We start from the raw sequence: 17,857 nt of genomic DNA on the forward strand, positions 1-17,857 counted from the left end.
TTTAAGATCTTACTCTTGATTTAGTTGGATCATAGAATGGAAATTCTACGACTTTTGCATCAATTCTTTTTTGGTGACCATCTATTTTTCCAATTTCAACTTCTGTTCCAATTTCTGAATATTGAGAATCAATTCTACAAAGAGCTACATTTTTATTTAGAGTTGATGATAGACATCCACTTGTAACAATACCCACTTGAGCTCTACCAATATGAACACAATCACCATGACCTGCAATTTCTTTTCCAATTAATTCTAATCCAACTAATTTTTTCTGTGGATTGTTTTTTCTTTTTATTAATTCTTCTTTACCTATGAAATCCTCTTCTTTTGTTTTTAAGGGAACCGCAAAACCGATCCCTGCTTCAAAGGGGTCTTGTTGACCATCAAATTCATTTCCAAATAAAATTAACCCAGCTTCTATTCTAAGTTTATCAAGAGCTGCAAAACCAGCAGGAATTAAACCATCATCTTTTCCTGCTTCCATTAATTTATCCCAAACTTCAGGAGCATGATTTGGATGACACCATACTTCATAACCAAGCTCACCTGTATAACCTGTTCTAGAAACGATTAGCGGAATACCTTGCAATTCTTCAATTCTACAAATTGTAAATCTAAACCAACCAAGCTCATCAATAGATGGTTGAGTGGGTGGTGTAAAAATTATCTTTTTTAAAATGTCTCTACTTTTTGGACCTTGTATAGAAACATTACTAATTTGGTCGGTTGAATTTTTAACATTTGCATTAAAATTTTTTTTCTTCGCTATTTCTTTTAACCATTCTCCAGCATACTCATCACCACATATCCATCTAAATCCTGTTTCACTTAATCTTAATAATGTTCCATCATCAAACATCATTCCATTTTCATAACACATTGCAGAATATACAACTTGACCAACTGATAATTTTTTAATGTTTCTAGTAAGTGTGTAGTTTAATAATTCTTCAGCATCTGGACCTATTATTTCAAATTTTCTAAGTGAAGATAAATCAATTAATACCGCATCGTTTCTGCAGGCATTATATTCATTTACTATACCGTGTTTTGTATAATCATTTGGAAGCCAAAAACCTCTTGCATCAACATAATTTCTAGTTAGTTGAGATGTTCGTTCGTGGAAACCTGAATTTCTAGTTAGTTTTTTTTCTGAATCTGTTTTCATCCGAAAAGCAAATGACTTTCTAAATTCTTTATTTTTGTCATAAGTTCTAACAAAAATTTCAGTAGGATTCCATGAATTACAAGCATCAATATCGCTAGGACAAGCCGTAGTACCAATTGTTAAATCTTTTAACGCTCTAAACATTACATAGTCACCTGGTCTAGAATAAGATTCATCTGATATTACTGAGTTTAATCCAGCAGCAGATGTATTAAAAAATAGATTAATTGCATGCCATCCTTTTTGTTTTTGAACTCCATATTTAGACATACTCTCAGTTAAATTGTCAGAGCAATTAGGATGACCAAAGTAACCAGCATCTTCATAATATTTTGAAGTACATGCAAGATTAAAAGTATCATGCTTACCAACTGTATCTCTTATTACCTCTACCAAGGGTTCATGATCAGTATCATAAAATTTTGAATGCAATCCAGGACCAGGAAAAGTATTTCCCATAAAAGTTCTAGTTGTTTGCCAATCCAATCCTTTTTCTATTCCTTTTTCTAATTTTTTTGTATCAAATGCTACAAAGTCTGAACATTGTCTTCCAGTTGGACTTATAACTTGAATATAATCTCCTTCTTTAACTTGGTAAGATGTTGAAGTTTCTTTATCTATGTTTTCTTCATAAAGTGGTTCAAAAACTGGATCAGGGATAACACTTAACTCTTTATCATTTATTACCTTCGCTCTTTTAATAAATATTGTTAAATCTGTTGGTGGATTTTGTTTGGTAACATCCATATCTTCACCTGGTGCAGCAAAGATTGCATAACATTTATCTTTTGATTTAAGTTTTATCTTTTCTTCAGCTTTTGTATCAAGATCAAAAACTATTGATGATTTAGACTCTTTTATATTTAAGTTTCTTTTTTTTAATTGATAATTTGTTGCTAAGATTGTTTCATCTTTTCCACTTAAAATATCTCTTATGAAATTTTTTTGACTATTTTCTTTTAAATTTAAAATTCCTAATTCTGACTTTCCATCTTTATTAAAACAAATTATTTCACAAATTTGATTTCCTTCATCGTTGATTATTTCTATTTCATCATCTGGAAAAATTTGAAAAGCAGTAAGAGCACCGCCATTTACAATATGTCGTTCAACTCCAGGTGGTAAAATATTTAGTCCAGGATTTTTAATGTCTTTACTTGTTCCAAACATTTTTAAAATTTTTTAATATTGATATATTTTTTATCACCATTTTTATTGATTAAATATATATATATTTTTTAGAACTAATAATTCTTTACCTAGCTATTCGTTTTAACATAGAGTGTTGTTATTAATATTAATAGAGGGGAAAAAAATGAAAAAAATAATGTCATTATTATCTGCTCTAGTTATTTCTGTAGTAAGTTTCTCAGGAATTTCTAACGCTGATAGCAAAAAGCCCATCGTAATCCCAACTCATAACTGGTCATCTCAAATTGTAATGGCTTACGTTATTGGTGGAATTTTTGAAAGCATGGGTAACAACGTAAAATATGTAAACGCTGACTCACAAGCAGTTTATGAATCAATCAGAATTGGAGACGTAACTATTTCTCACGAAGTATGGGAGTCTGCATTCGGTAAGTCATTTACTACTGCTTTAGACAAAGGTGGTTTACTTGACTGGGGTGATCATGAGGCAAGAACTCTTGAAGATATGGGTTACCCAAACTGGGTTGTTGAAAAAGGTTTATGCCCAGGTCTACCAGATTGGACAGCTTTAAAAAATCCAGACTGTGCTAAAAACTTTACAACACCTGACTCACCAGATGGAAAAGGAAGAATGTTGGAAGGACCTCAAAGTTGGCATGGTGATTTAATACCGCAAAGAGTTGAAGCTTTAGGTTTAGGTGATCTTTGGTGGGTTAAATTTGCTGGAGGTGCAGATGCACTTTGGGCTGAATTAGCAGCGGCTGAAAAAGAAGGAAGAGGAACTATAATCTTTAACTGGACACCAAACTTTACAGATGGTGCTGGTTTTACATTTATTGACTTCCCTCCATACACAGCAGGTTGCAGACCAGAAGATGGTGGTGATGGTAAATGTGGTTCTCCTGATGGATACTTGAAAAAAGCAGTTCATGAGGATTTCCCAAAAACTCACCCAGACGCAGCAGCAGCATTTAAAAAGATGTCATTCTCAACAAGTCACATTGGTGCGATGGCAGCTTTAGTTGATGTTGATAAAATGACTCACGAAGATGCAGCTAAAAAATGGTTAGCTGATAATGAGTCAGTTTGGAAACCTTTTACTAAATAAGGGTAAAAGTTAAAAAATTAAAATCTCCCCCAACTTGTTTGGGGGGGATTTTTTTTTATTCTAATTTGTGTAAAGTGACAAAATGAAAAAATTTCTAATTTTCATATTTTTAATTTCTTTAATTAACTCATCTGCATTTGGCCGAAGTACAGGATGTAAAGAAGGAAACTGTGAAAATGGTTTTGGTAAATGGATTTATACCGATAAGACAACTTATGAAGGTGAGTGGGTTGCAACTAAAAAAGAAGGTCAAGGAGTTGAGACATGGCCAAACGGATATATTTACAAAGGTGAATTTAAAAATAGTCAATGGAGCGGAAAAGGAGTTTTAACTTTTCCAGATGGATCTACTTATGACGGTGAATGGTCCAAAGGTTTTATGAATGGACAAGGAACATTTACTTGGGCAGATGGAAAACAAAAATCAGGCACTTGGGTAAACGGAAAGTTACAAGAGTAATGTCAAAAGAAAATAGTTTAAATAAAACTGAAGACAATTCAAACTCAACGAAGCAATTTATTGGTTTAGTTATTGTTACTGCAATAGTGATAGCTTTTTTTGCTGTTTTAAATGGAATATTTGGAGGGGGAGACGAGCTTGTAGAAAAAATGAAATTGGAAGAACAAAGAATTGCTGAAGAGAGAAAACTAAGTGAGTTGATATCTAAATTACCTTCAGGAATTTTAGTATCCTTCGATGGAACTGACCACTATAGATTAACTGATGAGGTATATGAGCAAGTATGTAAAGCTACGAAATTAATTCCACAACGAGCAATTATGGGTGCCAATTTTTTAAATTTTAGAGCACATGAGATTTACACAATAAACGGAAATAAAATTGATGAAACTTTTGTCAAATGGGATCAAGAAAAAGGCAAGTGTTATGCAGGTTTTACAGTAAGCGGAAACAATGTTGGGGTAGATGAAACTATTACAGTTAGTGGCGAAGCTTTGAGTTTTTTAAGTACAGGTATTGATACAAGAGTTTACTATATTAAGAATTTTTAATGATGAAAGGTTACAATAATTAACATTTAAATTTTATTAAATTTCATATAACTTTGAAAAGATTTATGTCTGAGACCGTTATTAAGTGTGAGTCAGTTTATAAAATTTTTGGTGAGAATTCCAAAAAAATGCTTGAGGAATCTAACGGGAATGTAGACGCAAAAACATTTCAAGAAAACGGATGCATAGTTGGAGTTAACAACGCTTCGTTTGAAGTTGCAAAAGGAGAAATGCTAGTAGTAATGGGTTTATCTGGTTCAGGTAAATCAACATTACTAAGATGTATTTCAAGATTAACAGACGCAACTGGAGGAAAAATTTTCATAGAAGGTCAAGATCTACTTCAATTGAATAATAAAGAATTAATTGAGCTTAGAAGAAACAAAATGGGAATGGTTTTTCAAAGCTTTGCCTTGTTGCCTCATAAAACAGTCGTAGAAAATATTGCTTTCCCACTTCAGATAAAGGGTATTAAGACTGAAGATAGTATTAGTAGAGCAATGGAAATGGTTAAGCTAGTTGGACTTGATGGAAGAGAAAATTATTTTCCAAGAGAGCTTTCAGGAGGTCAACAACAAAGAGTTGGGATTGCTCGATCTTTAGCAGTCGAACCTGATATTTGGTTTTTAGACGAACCGTTTTCAGCATTAGACCCACTAATAAGAAAAGAAATGCAAGACGAGTTTTTAAGATTGCAAGAAAAATTACAAAAAACAATTATGTTTATTACTCATGATTTTGATGAAGCTTTAAAATTAGCAGATCGAATTGCGATCATGAAAGATGGTGTTATAGAACAGTTAGATACACCTGCTAACATTGTTTTAAATCCAGCTACAGAATATGTAAGAAAATTTACTGAAGAAGTTCCAAGAGAAAAAGTTTTAGTGATTGAGGATGTAATGGATAGTTCAAATAAAAATAATTTAGGAGATTTAAAAGTTTCAAAAGATGACATTATCGAAAATGTTGCAGAAAAAATTCTTACTCAAGAAAAAATTGTAGGTGTAGTTGACTCCAATAACAATATTATTGGTTCAATAAAACCTTCAACAATCATTGATACAGTTTTTGGAGGAAGAAAAAATAGTAGCTAGACCATGGAATATTTAAAAAAATACCCAAAGTTGTTTCAATGGATATTTTTGCTGGTTGTATTTTTTGCTCTCTGTTTTGCAATAGATGTTCCTGAAACTTATAAATTTATAAGAGGCCAAGCAGAATTTGTAAAAGATCCTAACCAAAGTGTTTATTTTTTTCTAGGTAAAGAAGTCAGATATTATGCGTTTGATGTGTTTTGGAGATTACCACCTTTACTTGGTTGGTTGCCTATTTGGATAAACGACTCTTTATTTTTCTTAATGAACGAGTGGATGCCAATGGAGTTTTGGAATGAAGATACTCAAGAGTTTAAAACAAGACCGCTTTTATTAGAGATTAGTAGAAATTTAACGTCTTTTATGACGTTTTTGATTGAGTTGATTAGAGAAATTTTGCTTGGTGGATTAGAAACTATAGTAGCATTCACTAGCTGGGATTTTATTGATGCTTATCCTTGGTTAGAATTACCAGGTTTACCTTGGACTATCGTTGCAGCCGGAGCGACAATACTTGCGTATAAACTGAGTGGTATAGGACTTGCTTTGTTTGCAGGTTTAACAATGGTCTATATTTCAATCTTTGGTCAGTGGAAACCTTCAATGCAAACACTTTCTTTTATATTAGTAGCTGTTCCTCTATCATTTGCATTCGGTATCAGTTTAGGTATTGCTGCTTACAAAAGTAAAAGAGTTGAAAATGCTTTGTATCCAATTCTTTTAGTGATGCAAACTATGCCTCAATATGCAGTATTAGTTCCTGCACTTGTTTTATTTGGCGTTGGTGATCATGCAGCTGTAATAATTACAATGGTAGTTGCAGTTCCTCCAATGATTTTATTAACCATTCTTGGACTACGAGCAGTTCCTCCAGAAGTCATAGAAGCAGGAAGAATGAGTGGTTGCACAAACTGGCAGTTAATGACGAAAGTACTTATCCCAACCGCAAGAAGAGATATTTTAATTGGTGTTAACCAAGTTATTATGGTTTGTTTTTCTATGGCAGTGATCTCTGCTTTTATTGGTGCTAAAGGATTAGGATTTAATCTATTGCTTGCTTTAAACCAACTTAACATTGGGTTAGCTCTTGAGGCAGGTTTATGTATTAGTTTGATTGCAATTCTATTAGATAAAATGTCATTAGCGTGGGCAAATCAACAACAAGATTATTTCGGCAATCTTACTTTTTTCCAAAGAAATAAAAATATTATATTTTTTGGTGGATCAGTAGTTGTTGGAGCTATTCTTGCTTATATCGGAACATTTATTTTTAAAGATACGTTTAATTATTTATTTGAAGTTCCACACAACAAAGGATTTTCAACAGCTGATTTTTGGAACAAGGGTGTTGATTGGATTTTTGATACATTCTTTGTTTACATAAAAGCATTTAATACATGGTTAATTACAGAAGTGCTTCAACCAATGAGAGCTTTATATTTAAGAATGCCAGCTGTTGCCACTTTAGTATTAGCTGTAGGAGCTGGTTATCTAATTGGAGGAATTAGATCAGCATTAGTTGTTGCTGCTTTAACTTTATTTATAGCATTAAGCCCATGGTGGGATAGAGCATTGGTTACATTGTACATGGCAACTTTTGGAGTAGTCGTTTCTTGTTTAATAGGCTTTACGGTTGGAACTTTATGTTTTCAAAACAAAAAGTCTGCAGCATTTATGTTAGGGGTTTGTGATATTTTTCAAACATTCCCATCGTTTGTATACTTAATTCCAGTAATGATGCTATTTGGAATTACAGATACTTCAGTTTTAATTGCAGTAATTGTTTACGCAACAATTCCAGCAACCAGATATACTATTGAAGGGTTAAGAAGTGTACCTGCTGGTTTGCATGAGGCAGCAACTATGTCTGGTGTTAATAAATTTCAAAGATTAACTAAGATTGAATTTCCATTAGCTTTCCCACATATGATGCTTGGAATAAATCAAACAATCGTATTTGCTTTATTTATGGTCATTATTGGAGCCTTTATTGGAACAGAAGATCTGGGCCAGTACATTTTAAAGGCATTGTCAGATAAAAATGGAGCTGGAATAGGTCTAACTCTAGGTATCTGTGTTGCTTTCATAGGATTGATTTTTGATAATTTAATCAGAACTTGGGTTGAGAAAAGAAAAAAACACTTAGGCATAGCTTAGTCCATTGAAAAAATTTATTATTTCTATTGATCAAGGTACAACATCTTCAAGAGTAATTTTATTTGACACAAAAGGTAATATTGTTTTTGTTTCACAATATGAGTTTAAACAATATTTTCCAAAAAATGGTTGGGTAGAACATAATCCAAATGAGATCTGGTCCACAACACTTAAAGCTTTAAAACAAGTAATAAATAAAGCCAAAAAATTAAAAGGTCACATACTTACAATTGGAATTACAAATCAAAGGGAAACAACAATTCTATGGAATAAAAAAACAGGAAAGCCAATTTATAATGCAATTGTATGGCAAGATAGAAGAACCCAAGATTACTGTAAATTGCTTAAGAAAAAAAATTATGAAAATCTATTTAGAAATAAAACTGGATTATTTATAGATCCATATTTTTCAGCAACAAAAATTAAATGGATTTTAGACAATGTTAAAATTTCCAAAAAACTTCTTAGTTCAAATGATTTATTGTTTGGGACTGTAGATACATTTTTAATTTGGAAATTAACAAAAGGTAAGCAGCATTTAACTGAAGCATCTAATGCAAGTCGGACAATGCTGTATAATATTAATAACAATAAATGGGACAAAGAAATTTTAAAAAAACTAAATATTCCACTTAAGATTTTACCAGAAGTCAAAAACTCAGCAGATAATTTTGGAAAAACAGATAAAAAAATTACAGGGGTTGAAATTTCAATTTCTGCAGTTCTTGGTGATCAGCAGGCTGCAGCATTTGGACAAACTTGTTTTGAAAAAGGATCTATAAAAAGCACGTATGGTACTGGTGCGTTTGTTATAATGAATACCGGTCCAAAGAAAATTAATTCAAAAAATAAATTACTGACTACTATTTGCTATCGATTAAATAATAAAAATACTTACGCCTTAGAAGGTTCAATTTTTATAGCTGGCGCAGGAGTACAATGGTTAAGAGATAAAGTAAAATTGATCAAAAAAGCACCTGAAACTGAAAAAATTTCAAAATCATCTAAAATTAATGACGGTGTTTTTGTTGTACCAGCTTTTAGCGGAATGGGAGCACCTTATTGGAGACCAGATGCAAGAGGAGTAATCACAGGACTAACAAGAGACAGTGATTGGAAAAGTATAGTAAGAGCAACGGTAGAGTCTGTTGGTTATCAAAGTTTTGATTTGTTTGATTCAATGAACAAGGATGGTTTGAAACCAAGAATAGTTAAGGTAGATGGTGGAATGGTTGCAAATAATTGGTTCACACAATTTTTAGCTGACATTATTAATTTAAAAGTAGTTAGACCAAAAATATTAGAGACAACTGCTTTGGGTGTAGCTTTATTAGCTGGACTTCAAATAGGAGAATATAAATCTTTAAATCAAATCAAAAATATGTGGAAAAAAGATCGTGTTTTCTCTCCAAATATTAAAAAAACATTAAGAAACGAACTTTTGGCGGGGTGGAAACTAGCAATTAAAAAAACTTTAGCGTAATTAGTCTCATGAAAAAAGTTTTAATAATAGGAGCGGGCGCAATGGGTGCTGCATTTACTTTTCCCCTTGCTGACAATAATCATAGAGTAACTTTAACCGAGCCTTACAGCAAAGATCTCTTAAATAAATTAATAACAAAAAAAAAATTTCATCCAGGATTAAAACTTAAATTATCAAAAAAAGTTTCTATCAAAAAATTTTCATCAGAACTATTTAATGAAAAATGGGACTTAGTTGTTGTTGCAGTAAGTTCTATTGGAATTGATATGGTTAGACAGCATTTAAAAAATATAAAAAGAAAAGTTTCTATTCTCGTTTTGACCAAAGGTCTTAAATATGATCGAAATAATAAAAAAATTATTACTATGTCGGAACAACTAAGCAAAGGAAATCAAAATTTAAATATTTCAGTATTAAAAGGACCTTGTTTAGCAAAAGAATTGGCAAAAAAAATCAAAAGTTACACTGTGATAGCAAATAAGAATATTAATATCGCAAAAAACATAGGAAAATTAATCTCAACTAAATATTACAAAACAGAATATTCAAGCGATGTAAAAGGCGTTGAATTTTCATCTGCAATTAAAAATATATATTCAATGATTATTGGATCAGGTGAAGGTGAAAATACTGCTTCAGCTTTATTTAGAAAATCATTAGATGAAATGGAATACTTAATAAAATATTTTAGAGGTAAAAAAGAAACAGTTCATGGGTTAGCTGGAGTGGGTGACTTATATGTTAGTGCAGTTGGAGGTAGAAACAGTAAAATGGGTGAATATTTAGGAAAAGGTTTTACTTTTAAAGTTGCAAAAAATAAATTTATGAAAAATGATACAGTTGAGGGCGCAGATCTTGCTAGAGAGATAGCACCCTATATATTGAAAAAAATTAATAAAAATAAAATACCACTTATGAATGTACTATTAAGTGCAATCACAAAAAATAAAAAATTAAAAGTTAACTATTAATTATTTATTTAAAAATGTCTTCATCGAGTCGTCCATTGCAGTTTCCCATGGAGTGTGGTGTATAGGTGCAACAGAACCTGTAACAGGTGATGAGAACGATTTGTTTCTGTAAGTTAAGATATCTTCTACTTTATGATGTTCCCACTCTTTGAAATGTTTTCTGATTAGTTCAAAATCTATTTTTGGATAATCAGACATATCATGAAGTTCTTTTGTATATTCAGTTTGAAAATCAATCATTTGATCTGGGTTTTCTAATTTTTCCTCCATAGCAACCCATTTATTGATATCTTTATTGATTTCATCAGCACTTGGCATTTTAATTTTTCCCATAATTACATCTCTTGCAAACCAAGCTTGGCAATCAAACATATTAAAAGTATGGAATTGGTCTTGCATGCCAAGATATAAAAGTTTGTGATTATCTTGCCAGATAACTCCTTTATATAATTTTGGCGGATATAATCTGTTATGTGTTTTTAACTTTATGCTTTCATCTAAAAATGGAAAATGATGCAGGTAACCAGTACACAATATTATTGCATCTGCATCCTGTTCAGTACCATCTTTAAAAATTGCTTTTTTTCCTTCCAATCTATCCAGATAATGAACTTCCTTCATACCTTCAGGCCATTTAAATCCCATAGGTGCATTCCGATATCCAATAGTTACACTTTTAGCTCCATATTTATTACACTGTAAAGCAACATCTTCAGCTGAATAACTACTTCCCAAAACTATCACATCTTTTCCTCTAAATTCCTCGGCATCTCTAAAATCATGTGAGTGCATTATTCTTCCTGGAAAAGAATTCATTCCTTTATATTCAGGAATGAAAGGAACTGAGAAATGACCAGTAGAAACAACTAAATAATCAAATGTATCTTTTGAAATTTCATCTTTAACTTTGTCTTGGTAGGTTATTTCAAATTTTTCATTGCTGAAAGTTACATTTGTAACTCTTGTGTTTAGTTTTATTTTATTTTTAATTTTGCCTTTGCTTACTCTTCCAAGAATATAATCTTGCAAAACTTCTCTTGGCGGAAAAGAAGGAATTGGTTGTCCAAAATGTTCATCAAAAGAATAATCAGCAAACTCTAAACATTCTTTAGGCCCATTTGACCATAAATATCTATACATACTATTATGAACTGGATCTCCATATTGGTCACTACCTGTTCTCCAATTATAGTTCCACAAACCTCCCCAATCTTCTTGTTTTTCAAAACAAACTATTTCAGGAATTTTTTCACCTTTATTTTCTAAGTGTTCGAATGCTCTTAACATTGATAGACCGCAGGGTCCTGCTCCAATAATTGCAATTTTGCTCATTGTGTTTTCTCCAGTTTATAAATATGCTAAATAAATATAATCAAAAATAAACTGAAAATACAATATAAATATTAATTTAAGATGGCTGAGATAAATATTTCGAACATAAATAAATCTTTTGGATCTACACATGTGATCAAAGATGTGTCTCTAGATATTAAGAGTGAATCTTTCACTGTATTAGTTGGACCAAGCGGATGTGGTAAATCAACAATGTTAAGAATGATTGCAGGCTTAGAGGAGATCAACTCAGGAACAATTTCAATAGATGGACAAGTTGTGAATGATCTTCCTCCTAAAGAAAGAAATATCGCAATGGTATTTCAATCTTATGCATTGTATCCACACATGACTGTTTTTGATAACATGGCTTTTGGATTAAAGATTGAAAAAAAATCTAAAGAAGAAATTACAGAAAGAGTTATGGAGGCTGCTAAAATTCTTCAAATTGAAGAATACTTAGAGAGAAAACCAAAACAATTGTCAGGTGGACAAAGACAAAGAGTTGCAATAGGAAGAGCCATTACAAGAAAACCAAAAGTATTTTTGTTTGATGAACCTTTATCTAATTTAGATGCAGCTTTAAGAGTTCAGATGAGAGTAGAATTAGCTAAATTGCATGATCAATTAAATGCAACAATGATTTATGTTACACACGACCAAACAGAAGCAATGACACTTGCAGATGATATAGTTGTATTAGATCAAGGTATTGTTTCTCAAAAAGGATCGCCTTTAAAACTTTACAATGAACCTGAAAATTTATTTGTAGGTGGGTTTATTGGTTCACCAAAGATGAACTTTATTAATTCTAAAGTTATAAGTTCTAATAATTCTGGAACTGAAGTTGAAATTTCAGGACAAGGAAAAATTATCGTTCCAAAAACTTCAGATAAAGTTTCACCTGGAGATAATGTAAAGATTGGTATCAGACCTGAACATATCTTAATAAATAGTGGTGAAAAATGTTGGGAGAGTAAGGTATTTGTGATTGAAAAATTAGGTTCATCTACTTTTTTATATCTAGAAAAAGAGGGAGAGCCATTAGTAGTCCAAACTGATGGTGCTAGTAAAGTCAACGTTGGAGATAGTCTTAGTTTGGGATTTGATCTAAGCAAATGCCATTTATTCGACAGCAATAATTTAGCCTTTAAATAAAGGTTTTTTTAAAAATTCTTGAAATTAACCCATTGCAGGGATGACACTATTGCATAAGAAATTTTTTATAAAAAATATTAAGGTTTAAAAAAAAAATAATTAACAAGAGGTAATTATGTTTAAAAAAACTTTAATATTATTATCTGCTGTAACATTTTTTATAAACAATGTTGCTTTTGCAGATATCAAGTTTTGGACAACTGAAACTCAACCAGCAAGAATGGCGAAGCAAGAAGATATGGCTAAAGCCTTCGAAGCAAAAACTGGTATTGCAGTTGAAGTTATTCCAATCGACGAAAAAGAACTAGGTAAAAGAGCAACAGCTGCAGCTGCAGCAGGTGATTTACCTGATGTAATTTATCATACACTACAATATGTATTGCCATGGGCTGAAGCAGGAATTTTAGATGTTGATGCTAACAATGATGTTGTTAAAGAATTAGGTAAAAAAACTTTTGCACCTGGTGCTTTAAATATGGCTAAGCAAGGATCAAAAATTGCTGCTGTTCCAGTTGATGGTTGGACTCAAATGATCGTTTATAGAAAAGATCTTTTTGAGAAAGCTGGTTTAGAGCCACCAACTAGTTATGCAAATATCACCAAAGCAATAGAAACACTATCTTCAAATGATATGTTTGGATTTGTTGCTGCTACAAAAACAGATGAAAACTTTATGAGTCAGGTTTTAGAACATGTATTATTGGCTAATGGAGTTAACGTAGTTAAAAAAGGTGGTATCAAAAAACAAGGAAACAAACTTAAAAAAGCTTTAGAGTTTTACAAAACAATTGCAAAAGCTAGTCCAGAAGGAGAATTATACTGGAAGCAATCTAGAGAACTTTATTTTGCAGGTAAAACTCCAATGATTATCTGGTCTCCATTTATTATGGATGAGTTAGCGGGATTAAGAGATTCAGCTCCTCCAACAATAAATGACGATCCAACTTCAAGTGAGTTAGCATCAAAAACTGGTTTCATTACAAACTTTAGTGGACCGAACAATAAAAAAGGTGCTGCTTGGGCAGACGTAAGATACTTTGGTATAACAGCCGATGCAGATACGGATGAAGCTAAACAGTTTATCCTTTATTCAATGGATGAAGGATATACTTCAACTTTAGCAATTGCTCCTGAAGGGAAATTTCCTGTAAGAAGAGGTAATGCAAGTGATCCAGCTGCATATACTAAAGCTTGGTCAAAACTTCCAGTAGGAGTGGATAGAAAGGCTCCATTAACTGATCTTTATTCAGCAGATGTTATAGATAACATTGTAGCTGGTTTAGATACTGCTAGCAGATGGGGAGTTAAAGAAGGTGAACTTTCTAGAGCTTCTAAAGTTATCAATTCTCAATTCATTAATAGAATAACAAGATTATATATTGATGATCAAATTGATGTTGATGAGGCAGTTGATATGATCAATACTGCATTAGCACAGTTCAATTAATTTTAATTTTATAAAAAAGCGGATAATATTAATTATCCGCTTTTTTTATGAGTAATTCACTTTCAAAAATAGAAAAAAGAACTGCTTATGCTTTAACTTTGCCAGCAGTTCTAATTGTATTTGCAATAGTATTATTTCCAATATTTTCAAACGTTTGGATTAGTTTTAAAGAAGTTCAATTAAAAGATATAAGAATTCCAGAGCCAAGAGCAAAAAAAATAGTCAAATCAATTAAAAACGAAGATACAAAAATTAAGATTATCTATAAATTAAGAAATAGTTCCTTAATTCAAGATATTAGAAATGTTAAATTCCACGATAAATTCCCAAGCAATGTTAAACCAATTGATTTAGATGAGAGATGTAAGTTCACTTCAAATAAAGTTCAGTGTGATTTTGGTAATTGGTCAAAAAAATACAGAGAGCAATTTGTAATTTTTTTTGAAACAAAAAATGGTGAAAAAATTGATAAAAAACAATTTAAATTAAATAAACCTAATTTAAAAGGAAAAGCAGATAACATTCTTTTGACAAGTGATTTTACTTTGTCAAATTTTAAAAAAGTAATCACAAACTATGAATTTAAAAATTTATTATTAACAACATTTTATTATACTTTTTTTGGAACAGTGGGTGCAATTGTTTTTGGAATTTTGTCAGCCCAAATGGTAAATCAAAAGTTTAGAGGTCGAAGCTTTGTTAGAAGTACGTTATTGTTTCCCTATGTAGCTCCAGTTGTGGCCTTGGCATTTACATGGGAACTTCTATTAGATCCTAATAGTGGTACTTTAAACAACCTGCTACTGAATTATAATATTATAGATAAGCCAATAAATTTGTTAGGTCAAAAGTATGTATCTATTTTTATTTTCGGTTTTGAATTTAAATTAAGATTAGCGTTAACAACTGTTATTATTTTTGAAATCTGGAGATATTTTCCTTTGGCTTTCCTTTTTATTTTAGCAAGACTTCAAGCAGTTCCTAAAGAACTTTATGAGGCGGCAGATATTGATGGAGCAGGTCCTTACACCAAATTTATGAATATAACATTGCCGCAGATTACAGCAGTGATTTCAATTTTATTTATGATTAGATTTATTTGGAATTTTAACAAGTTTGAGGATATTTTTCTATTAACAGGTGGTGCATCAGGTACCAGAACACTTCCAATTAATGTTTATGAACAGGGATTTTCAATAGGAAATATTGGTATGGGATCGGCAGTATCAATTGTGATTGTAATATTACTTTTATTTTTCATGTTAATTTATTTTAAACTGATAGGAAAGAGAGCCAATGAGAGTTAAATCAATTATTACTTTCAGTTTAATTTCTTCATTTTTTTTATTTTCTCTAATTTCTATTTGGAAAATTTTATCCACATTACAAGGAATTGAACTTAAAACTTTAAATTTCAATTTTTATTTTTTAAGTGGAATTATAATTTCTATTATTTCAATTTTCTTAAGTGAAAAATTAAACAAGTTATTTAAAGTAATTTTATTAGCATCTGTGTTTGTTTTAGTTGATTATTTTATTAATAGTTCTTTACCTATTTGGCATTATATAGGTACATTTCTTATACTATTATTTTTTGTTAATAAGCTATTTAATTATAACAAGAAACATTTTAGTTATGATTTTTCTGCACAAATTATATTTTTTGATTTTTTAACCTTATTTGGAATAATCTTTTTTTCTTTTGTAATTTTATTCCCATTTTACTTGATGTTAGTAACAAGTTTCAAAACTCAAGCTCTTTTATTAATTAATCCTTTAGATTTCAGTATCGATTTTACACAAAATATAAAATCTTTATTCAAATCCTATATTATAGTTTTTACTGAATATAATTTTGGCAGGTACATGCTTAATAGTTCAATTGTTTCAGTAGGTACGGTTATAATTACTTTATTACTTGGGATCCCAGCAGCTTATGCGGTTGCAAGATTGAACTTTTTTGGAAAACACTTTTTGTCTACCTCTATTTTAATAATATATATGTTTCCTGCGATAGTGCTCGTGATTCCACTGTACACCGTTTTTAGTCAATTAGGTCTACGTAATTCAGTATTTGGATTATTGATTATTTATACGGCTACAACACTGCCAGTTGCAATTTATATGCTCCAAGGATATTTCAAAAGTATACCAAAAGAACTTGAAGAAGCGGGTATAATGGATGGACAAAATTGGTTTGGAATTATTGTTAAAATCATTTTACCCTTAAGCTTACCAGCAATTGCCTCTGTAGCATTATATGTATTTATGATTGCTTGGAATGAATTTTTATTTTCACTAATGTTTTTAGATAGCCCTAGCTCATTTACATTATCAAGAGCAATACAGTTTTTAAATGTAGGAGCTGAAACGCCTAGACAATATTTGATGGCTGGTTCAGTTGTTGTAACCTTGCCAATTTTATTTATTTTTGTTTATTTTGAAAAATATTTAGTTAGTGGATTAACATCAGGGAGCGTTAAGGGTTAATGAGTTTGTTAAAAAGAGAAGCTGAAAATATTTTATTAAATAATAGGCGTGAGGGATATACTCTGCCTACAAATAACAAGTTATACCCAGCACAATGGAATTGGGACTCAGCATATATAGCACTAGGTTATTCTTATTTTAATAAAGAATACGCAATAGTTGAGCTAGAAAAGTTGTTCGAGGGACAATGGTCTGATGGTATGGTTCCTCATATTTTATTTCATCATAAGGATGAAAATTATTTTCCAAATCATAATACTTGGCAGTGTGGTGAAAAAATTCCATCATCTGGAATTACTCAGCCACCGATTGTCTCAAGTATTTTAAAATTAATGTTGGATAAGCATGAATTTAGTTCTAGTGAAATGGAAAGAATTTTGAATTTAGTAAAAAAAACAAAAAATTATTTAGAATGGTTTTATAAATATAGAGACCCAAATGATACTGGTTTAGTTTCTATATTGCATCCATGGGAAAGTGGCACAGATAATTCACCTTTATGGGATTTTCCTTTAAGTAAAATTTTAATTGAAGAAAATCTTGAATACAAAAGAAGAGATTTAGATGTTTCAAGTAGTGATGTAAGACCACTTAAAAGGGACTATGATTGTTACATTACTCTTTTAAATCAGTTCAGAAATGAAAAATATAATCCTGAAAAACTCTATGATATTTCAATGTTTAATGTTGCTGATATAGGTTTTAACTCTTTATTTTTGAAAGCTTGCAAAGATCTAGTCTATATTGCAACAAAAAATAATATTGAATGCACATTTATACAAAAAAAAATAACACAAACTGAGAATAAATTAATTAGTTTATATAACAAAGGTGATAATTCATTTTACTCATATGATGTTTTAAATAAGCAAACATTAGAAATCCCTTCTATTACAAATTATTTTATTTTGTTTGCAGATATTCAAAATAAAGAAATTAATAATTCGATAATTCAAAGTTTAAAAATGTATAATTCTAATGAAAAATATTTCTTTTCGTCAATAAAGCCTGATAACAAATATTTTGAGGAGATAAGATATTGGAGAGGACCTGTTTGGATTAACTGTAATTGGATTTTATACAAAGGATTGTTAGAAAAAGATCCTGAACTTGCCAATAAAATAAAATCACATACATTGGATTTAATGCATGAAAAGGATTTTCATGAATACTACAGTTGTAAATCAGGAACTCCTTATGGAGCTAATAATTTTTCTTGGTCTGCTGCATTATATTTAGATTTAATAAATGATTAATTTTTAAGTGATTAATTAATCAAA

At 30.8% G+C, this 17,857-nt stretch carries 14 protein-coding genes; 12 read left to right on the top strand and 2 right to left on the bottom strand.

Annotation, left to right across the window (positions count from 1 at the left end; all coding sequences use genetic code 11):
- Window position 1 precedes the first annotated feature (1 nt).
- A complete protein-coding gene (gcvT, locus tag VP90_RS06985) occupies window positions 2-2,341 on the bottom strand; it encodes a glycine cleavage system aminomethyltransferase GcvT (RefSeq protein WP_262590396.1) in 2,340 nt (779 codons plus the stop codon).
- A gap of 145 nt (window positions 2,342-2,486) precedes the next feature.
- Between gcvT and VP90_RS06990 the strand changes: the two genes are divergently transcribed.
- From VP90_RS06990 to VP90_RS07020, 7 genes are all read left to right on the top strand, one after another.
- On the top strand, window positions 2,487-3,431 hold the full coding sequence (locus VP90_RS06990) for an ABC transporter substrate-binding protein (protein WP_262590397.1): 945 nt from the start codon (window positions 2,487-2,489) through the stop codon (window positions 3,429-3,431).
- 82 nt (window positions 3,432-3,513) lie between these two features.
- Window positions 3,514-3,891: an MORN repeat-containing protein gene (locus tag VP90_RS06995; protein WP_262590398.1), complete on the top strand. Its 378-nt coding sequence runs from the start codon at window positions 3,514-3,516 to the stop codon at window positions 3,889-3,891.
- Window positions 3,891-4,442, top strand: coding sequence for a hypothetical protein (locus VP90_RS07000; protein WP_262590399.1), 552 nt, complete (start codon window positions 3,891-3,893; stop codon window positions 4,440-4,442). The genes VP90_RS06995 and VP90_RS07000 overlap by 1 nt, the downstream gene beginning before the upstream one ends.
- Before the next feature lie 65 nt (window positions 4,443-4,507).
- Window positions 4,508-5,539, top strand: coding sequence for a quaternary amine ABC transporter ATP-binding protein (locus VP90_RS07005; protein WP_262590400.1), 1,032 nt, complete (start codon window positions 4,508-4,510; stop codon window positions 5,537-5,539).
- Window positions 5,540-5,542: 3 nt separating this feature from the next.
- Window positions 5,543-7,696: an ABC transporter permease gene (locus VP90_RS07010; RefSeq protein ID WP_262590401.1), complete on the top strand. Its 2,154-nt coding sequence runs from the start codon at window positions 5,543-5,545 to the stop codon at window positions 7,694-7,696.
- Window positions 7,697-7,700: 4 nt separating this feature from the next.
- Window positions 7,701-9,179, top strand: coding sequence for a glycerol kinase GlpK (gene glpK / locus VP90_RS07015; RefSeq protein ID WP_262590402.1), 1,479 nt, complete (start codon window positions 7,701-7,703; stop codon window positions 9,177-9,179).
- A gap of 8 nt (window positions 9,180-9,187) precedes the next feature.
- Entirely contained in the window at window positions 9,188-10,150 is a 963-nt protein-coding gene (locus tag VP90_RS07020) for a 2-dehydropantoate 2-reductase N-terminal domain-containing protein (RefSeq protein WP_262590403.1), read from the top strand.
- Here the strand turns inward: VP90_RS07020 and VP90_RS07025 are convergent, their stop codons facing one another.
- Complete coding sequence (locus tag VP90_RS07025) at window positions 10,151-11,482, bottom strand: NAD(P)-binding domain-containing protein (protein ID WP_262590404.1); 1,332 nt, start codon at window positions 11,480-11,482, stop codon at window positions 10,151-10,153.
- A gap of 81 nt (window positions 11,483-11,563) precedes the next feature.
- On the opposite strand from VP90_RS07025, the gene VP90_RS07030 reads away from it, so the two are divergent.
- The 5 genes from VP90_RS07030 to VP90_RS07050 all read left to right on the top strand — a co-directional run bounded on the left by VP90_RS07030 (window position 11,564) and on the right by VP90_RS07050 (window position 17,833).
- Window positions 11,564-12,640 (top strand): ABC transporter ATP-binding protein, encoded by a 1,077-nt coding sequence (locus VP90_RS07030; RefSeq protein ID WP_262590405.1) that lies wholly within the window; start codon window positions 11,564-11,566, stop codon window positions 12,638-12,640.
- A gap of 115 nt (window positions 12,641-12,755) precedes the next feature.
- On the top strand, window positions 12,756-14,087 hold the full coding sequence (locus VP90_RS07035; RefSeq protein ID WP_262590406.1) for an ABC transporter substrate-binding protein: 1,332 nt from the start codon (window positions 12,756-12,758) through the stop codon (window positions 14,085-14,087).
- 47 nt (window positions 14,088-14,134) lie between these two features.
- Window positions 14,135-15,394 (top strand): carbohydrate ABC transporter permease, encoded by a 1,260-nt coding sequence (locus tag VP90_RS07040; protein ID WP_262590407.1) that lies wholly within the window; start codon window positions 14,135-14,137, stop codon window positions 15,392-15,394.
- Complete coding sequence (locus VP90_RS07045; RefSeq protein WP_262590408.1) at window positions 15,384-16,577, top strand: carbohydrate ABC transporter permease; 1,194 nt, start codon at window positions 15,384-15,386, stop codon at window positions 16,575-16,577. The genes VP90_RS07040 and VP90_RS07045 overlap by 11 nt, the downstream gene beginning before the upstream one ends.
- On the top strand, window positions 16,577-17,833 hold the full coding sequence (locus VP90_RS07050) for an MGH1-like glycoside hydrolase domain-containing protein (RefSeq protein ID WP_262590409.1): 1,257 nt from the start codon (window positions 16,577-16,579) through the stop codon (window positions 17,831-17,833). Before VP90_RS07045 ends, VP90_RS07050 begins: the two co-directional genes overlap by 1 nt.
- Window positions 17,834-17,857 lie beyond the last annotated feature (24 nt).

Source organism: Candidatus Pelagibacter ubique HIMB140, from assembly GCF_025558165.1.
Classification (GTDB): domain Bacteria; phylum Pseudomonadota; class Alphaproteobacteria; order Pelagibacterales; family Pelagibacteraceae; genus Pelagibacter; species Pelagibacter ubique_T.

What these genes read in the sequence shown, in the direction of transcription:
- gcvT (WP_262590396.1), bottom strand. Translation starts at nt 2,341, where the DNA reads ATGTTTGGAACAAGTAAAGACATTAAAAATCCTGGACTAAATATTTTA.
- VP90_RS06990 (WP_262590397.1), top strand. Translation starts at nt 2,487, where the DNA reads ATGAAAAAAATAATGTCATTATTATCTGCTCTAGTTATTTCTGTAGTA.
- VP90_RS06995 (WP_262590398.1), top strand. Translation starts at nt 3,514, where the DNA reads ATGAAAAAATTTCTAATTTTCATATTTTTAATTTCTTTAATTAACTCA.
- VP90_RS07000 (WP_262590399.1), top strand. Translation starts at nt 3,891, where the DNA reads ATGTCAAAAGAAAATAGTTTAAATAAAACTGAAGACAATTCAAACTCA.
- VP90_RS07005 (WP_262590400.1), top strand. Translation starts at nt 4,508, where the DNA reads ATGTCTGAGACCGTTATTAAGTGTGAGTCAGTTTATAAAATTTTTGGT.
- VP90_RS07010 (WP_262590401.1), top strand. Translation starts at nt 5,543, where the DNA reads ATGGAATATTTAAAAAAATACCCAAAGTTGTTTCAATGGATATTTTTG.
- VP90_RS07020 (WP_262590403.1), top strand. Translation starts at nt 9,188, where the DNA reads ATGAAAAAAGTTTTAATAATAGGAGCGGGCGCAATGGGTGCTGCATTT.
- VP90_RS07025 (WP_262590404.1), bottom strand. Translation starts at nt 11,482, where the DNA reads ATGAGCAAAATTGCAATTATTGGAGCAGGACCCTGCGGTCTATCAATG.
- VP90_RS07030 (WP_262590405.1), top strand. Translation starts at nt 11,564, where the DNA reads ATGGCTGAGATAAATATTTCGAACATAAATAAATCTTTTGGATCTACA.
- VP90_RS07035 (WP_262590406.1), top strand. Translation starts at nt 12,756, where the DNA reads ATGTTTAAAAAAACTTTAATATTATTATCTGCTGTAACATTTTTTATA.
- VP90_RS07040 (WP_262590407.1), top strand. Translation starts at nt 14,135, where the DNA reads ATGAGTAATTCACTTTCAAAAATAGAAAAAAGAACTGCTTATGCTTTA.
- VP90_RS07045 (WP_262590408.1), top strand. Translation starts at nt 15,384, where the DNA reads ATGAGAGTTAAATCAATTATTACTTTCAGTTTAATTTCTTCATTTTTT.
- VP90_RS07050 (WP_262590409.1), top strand. Translation starts at nt 16,577, where the DNA reads ATGAGTTTGTTAAAAAGAGAAGCTGAAAATATTTTATTAAATAATAGG.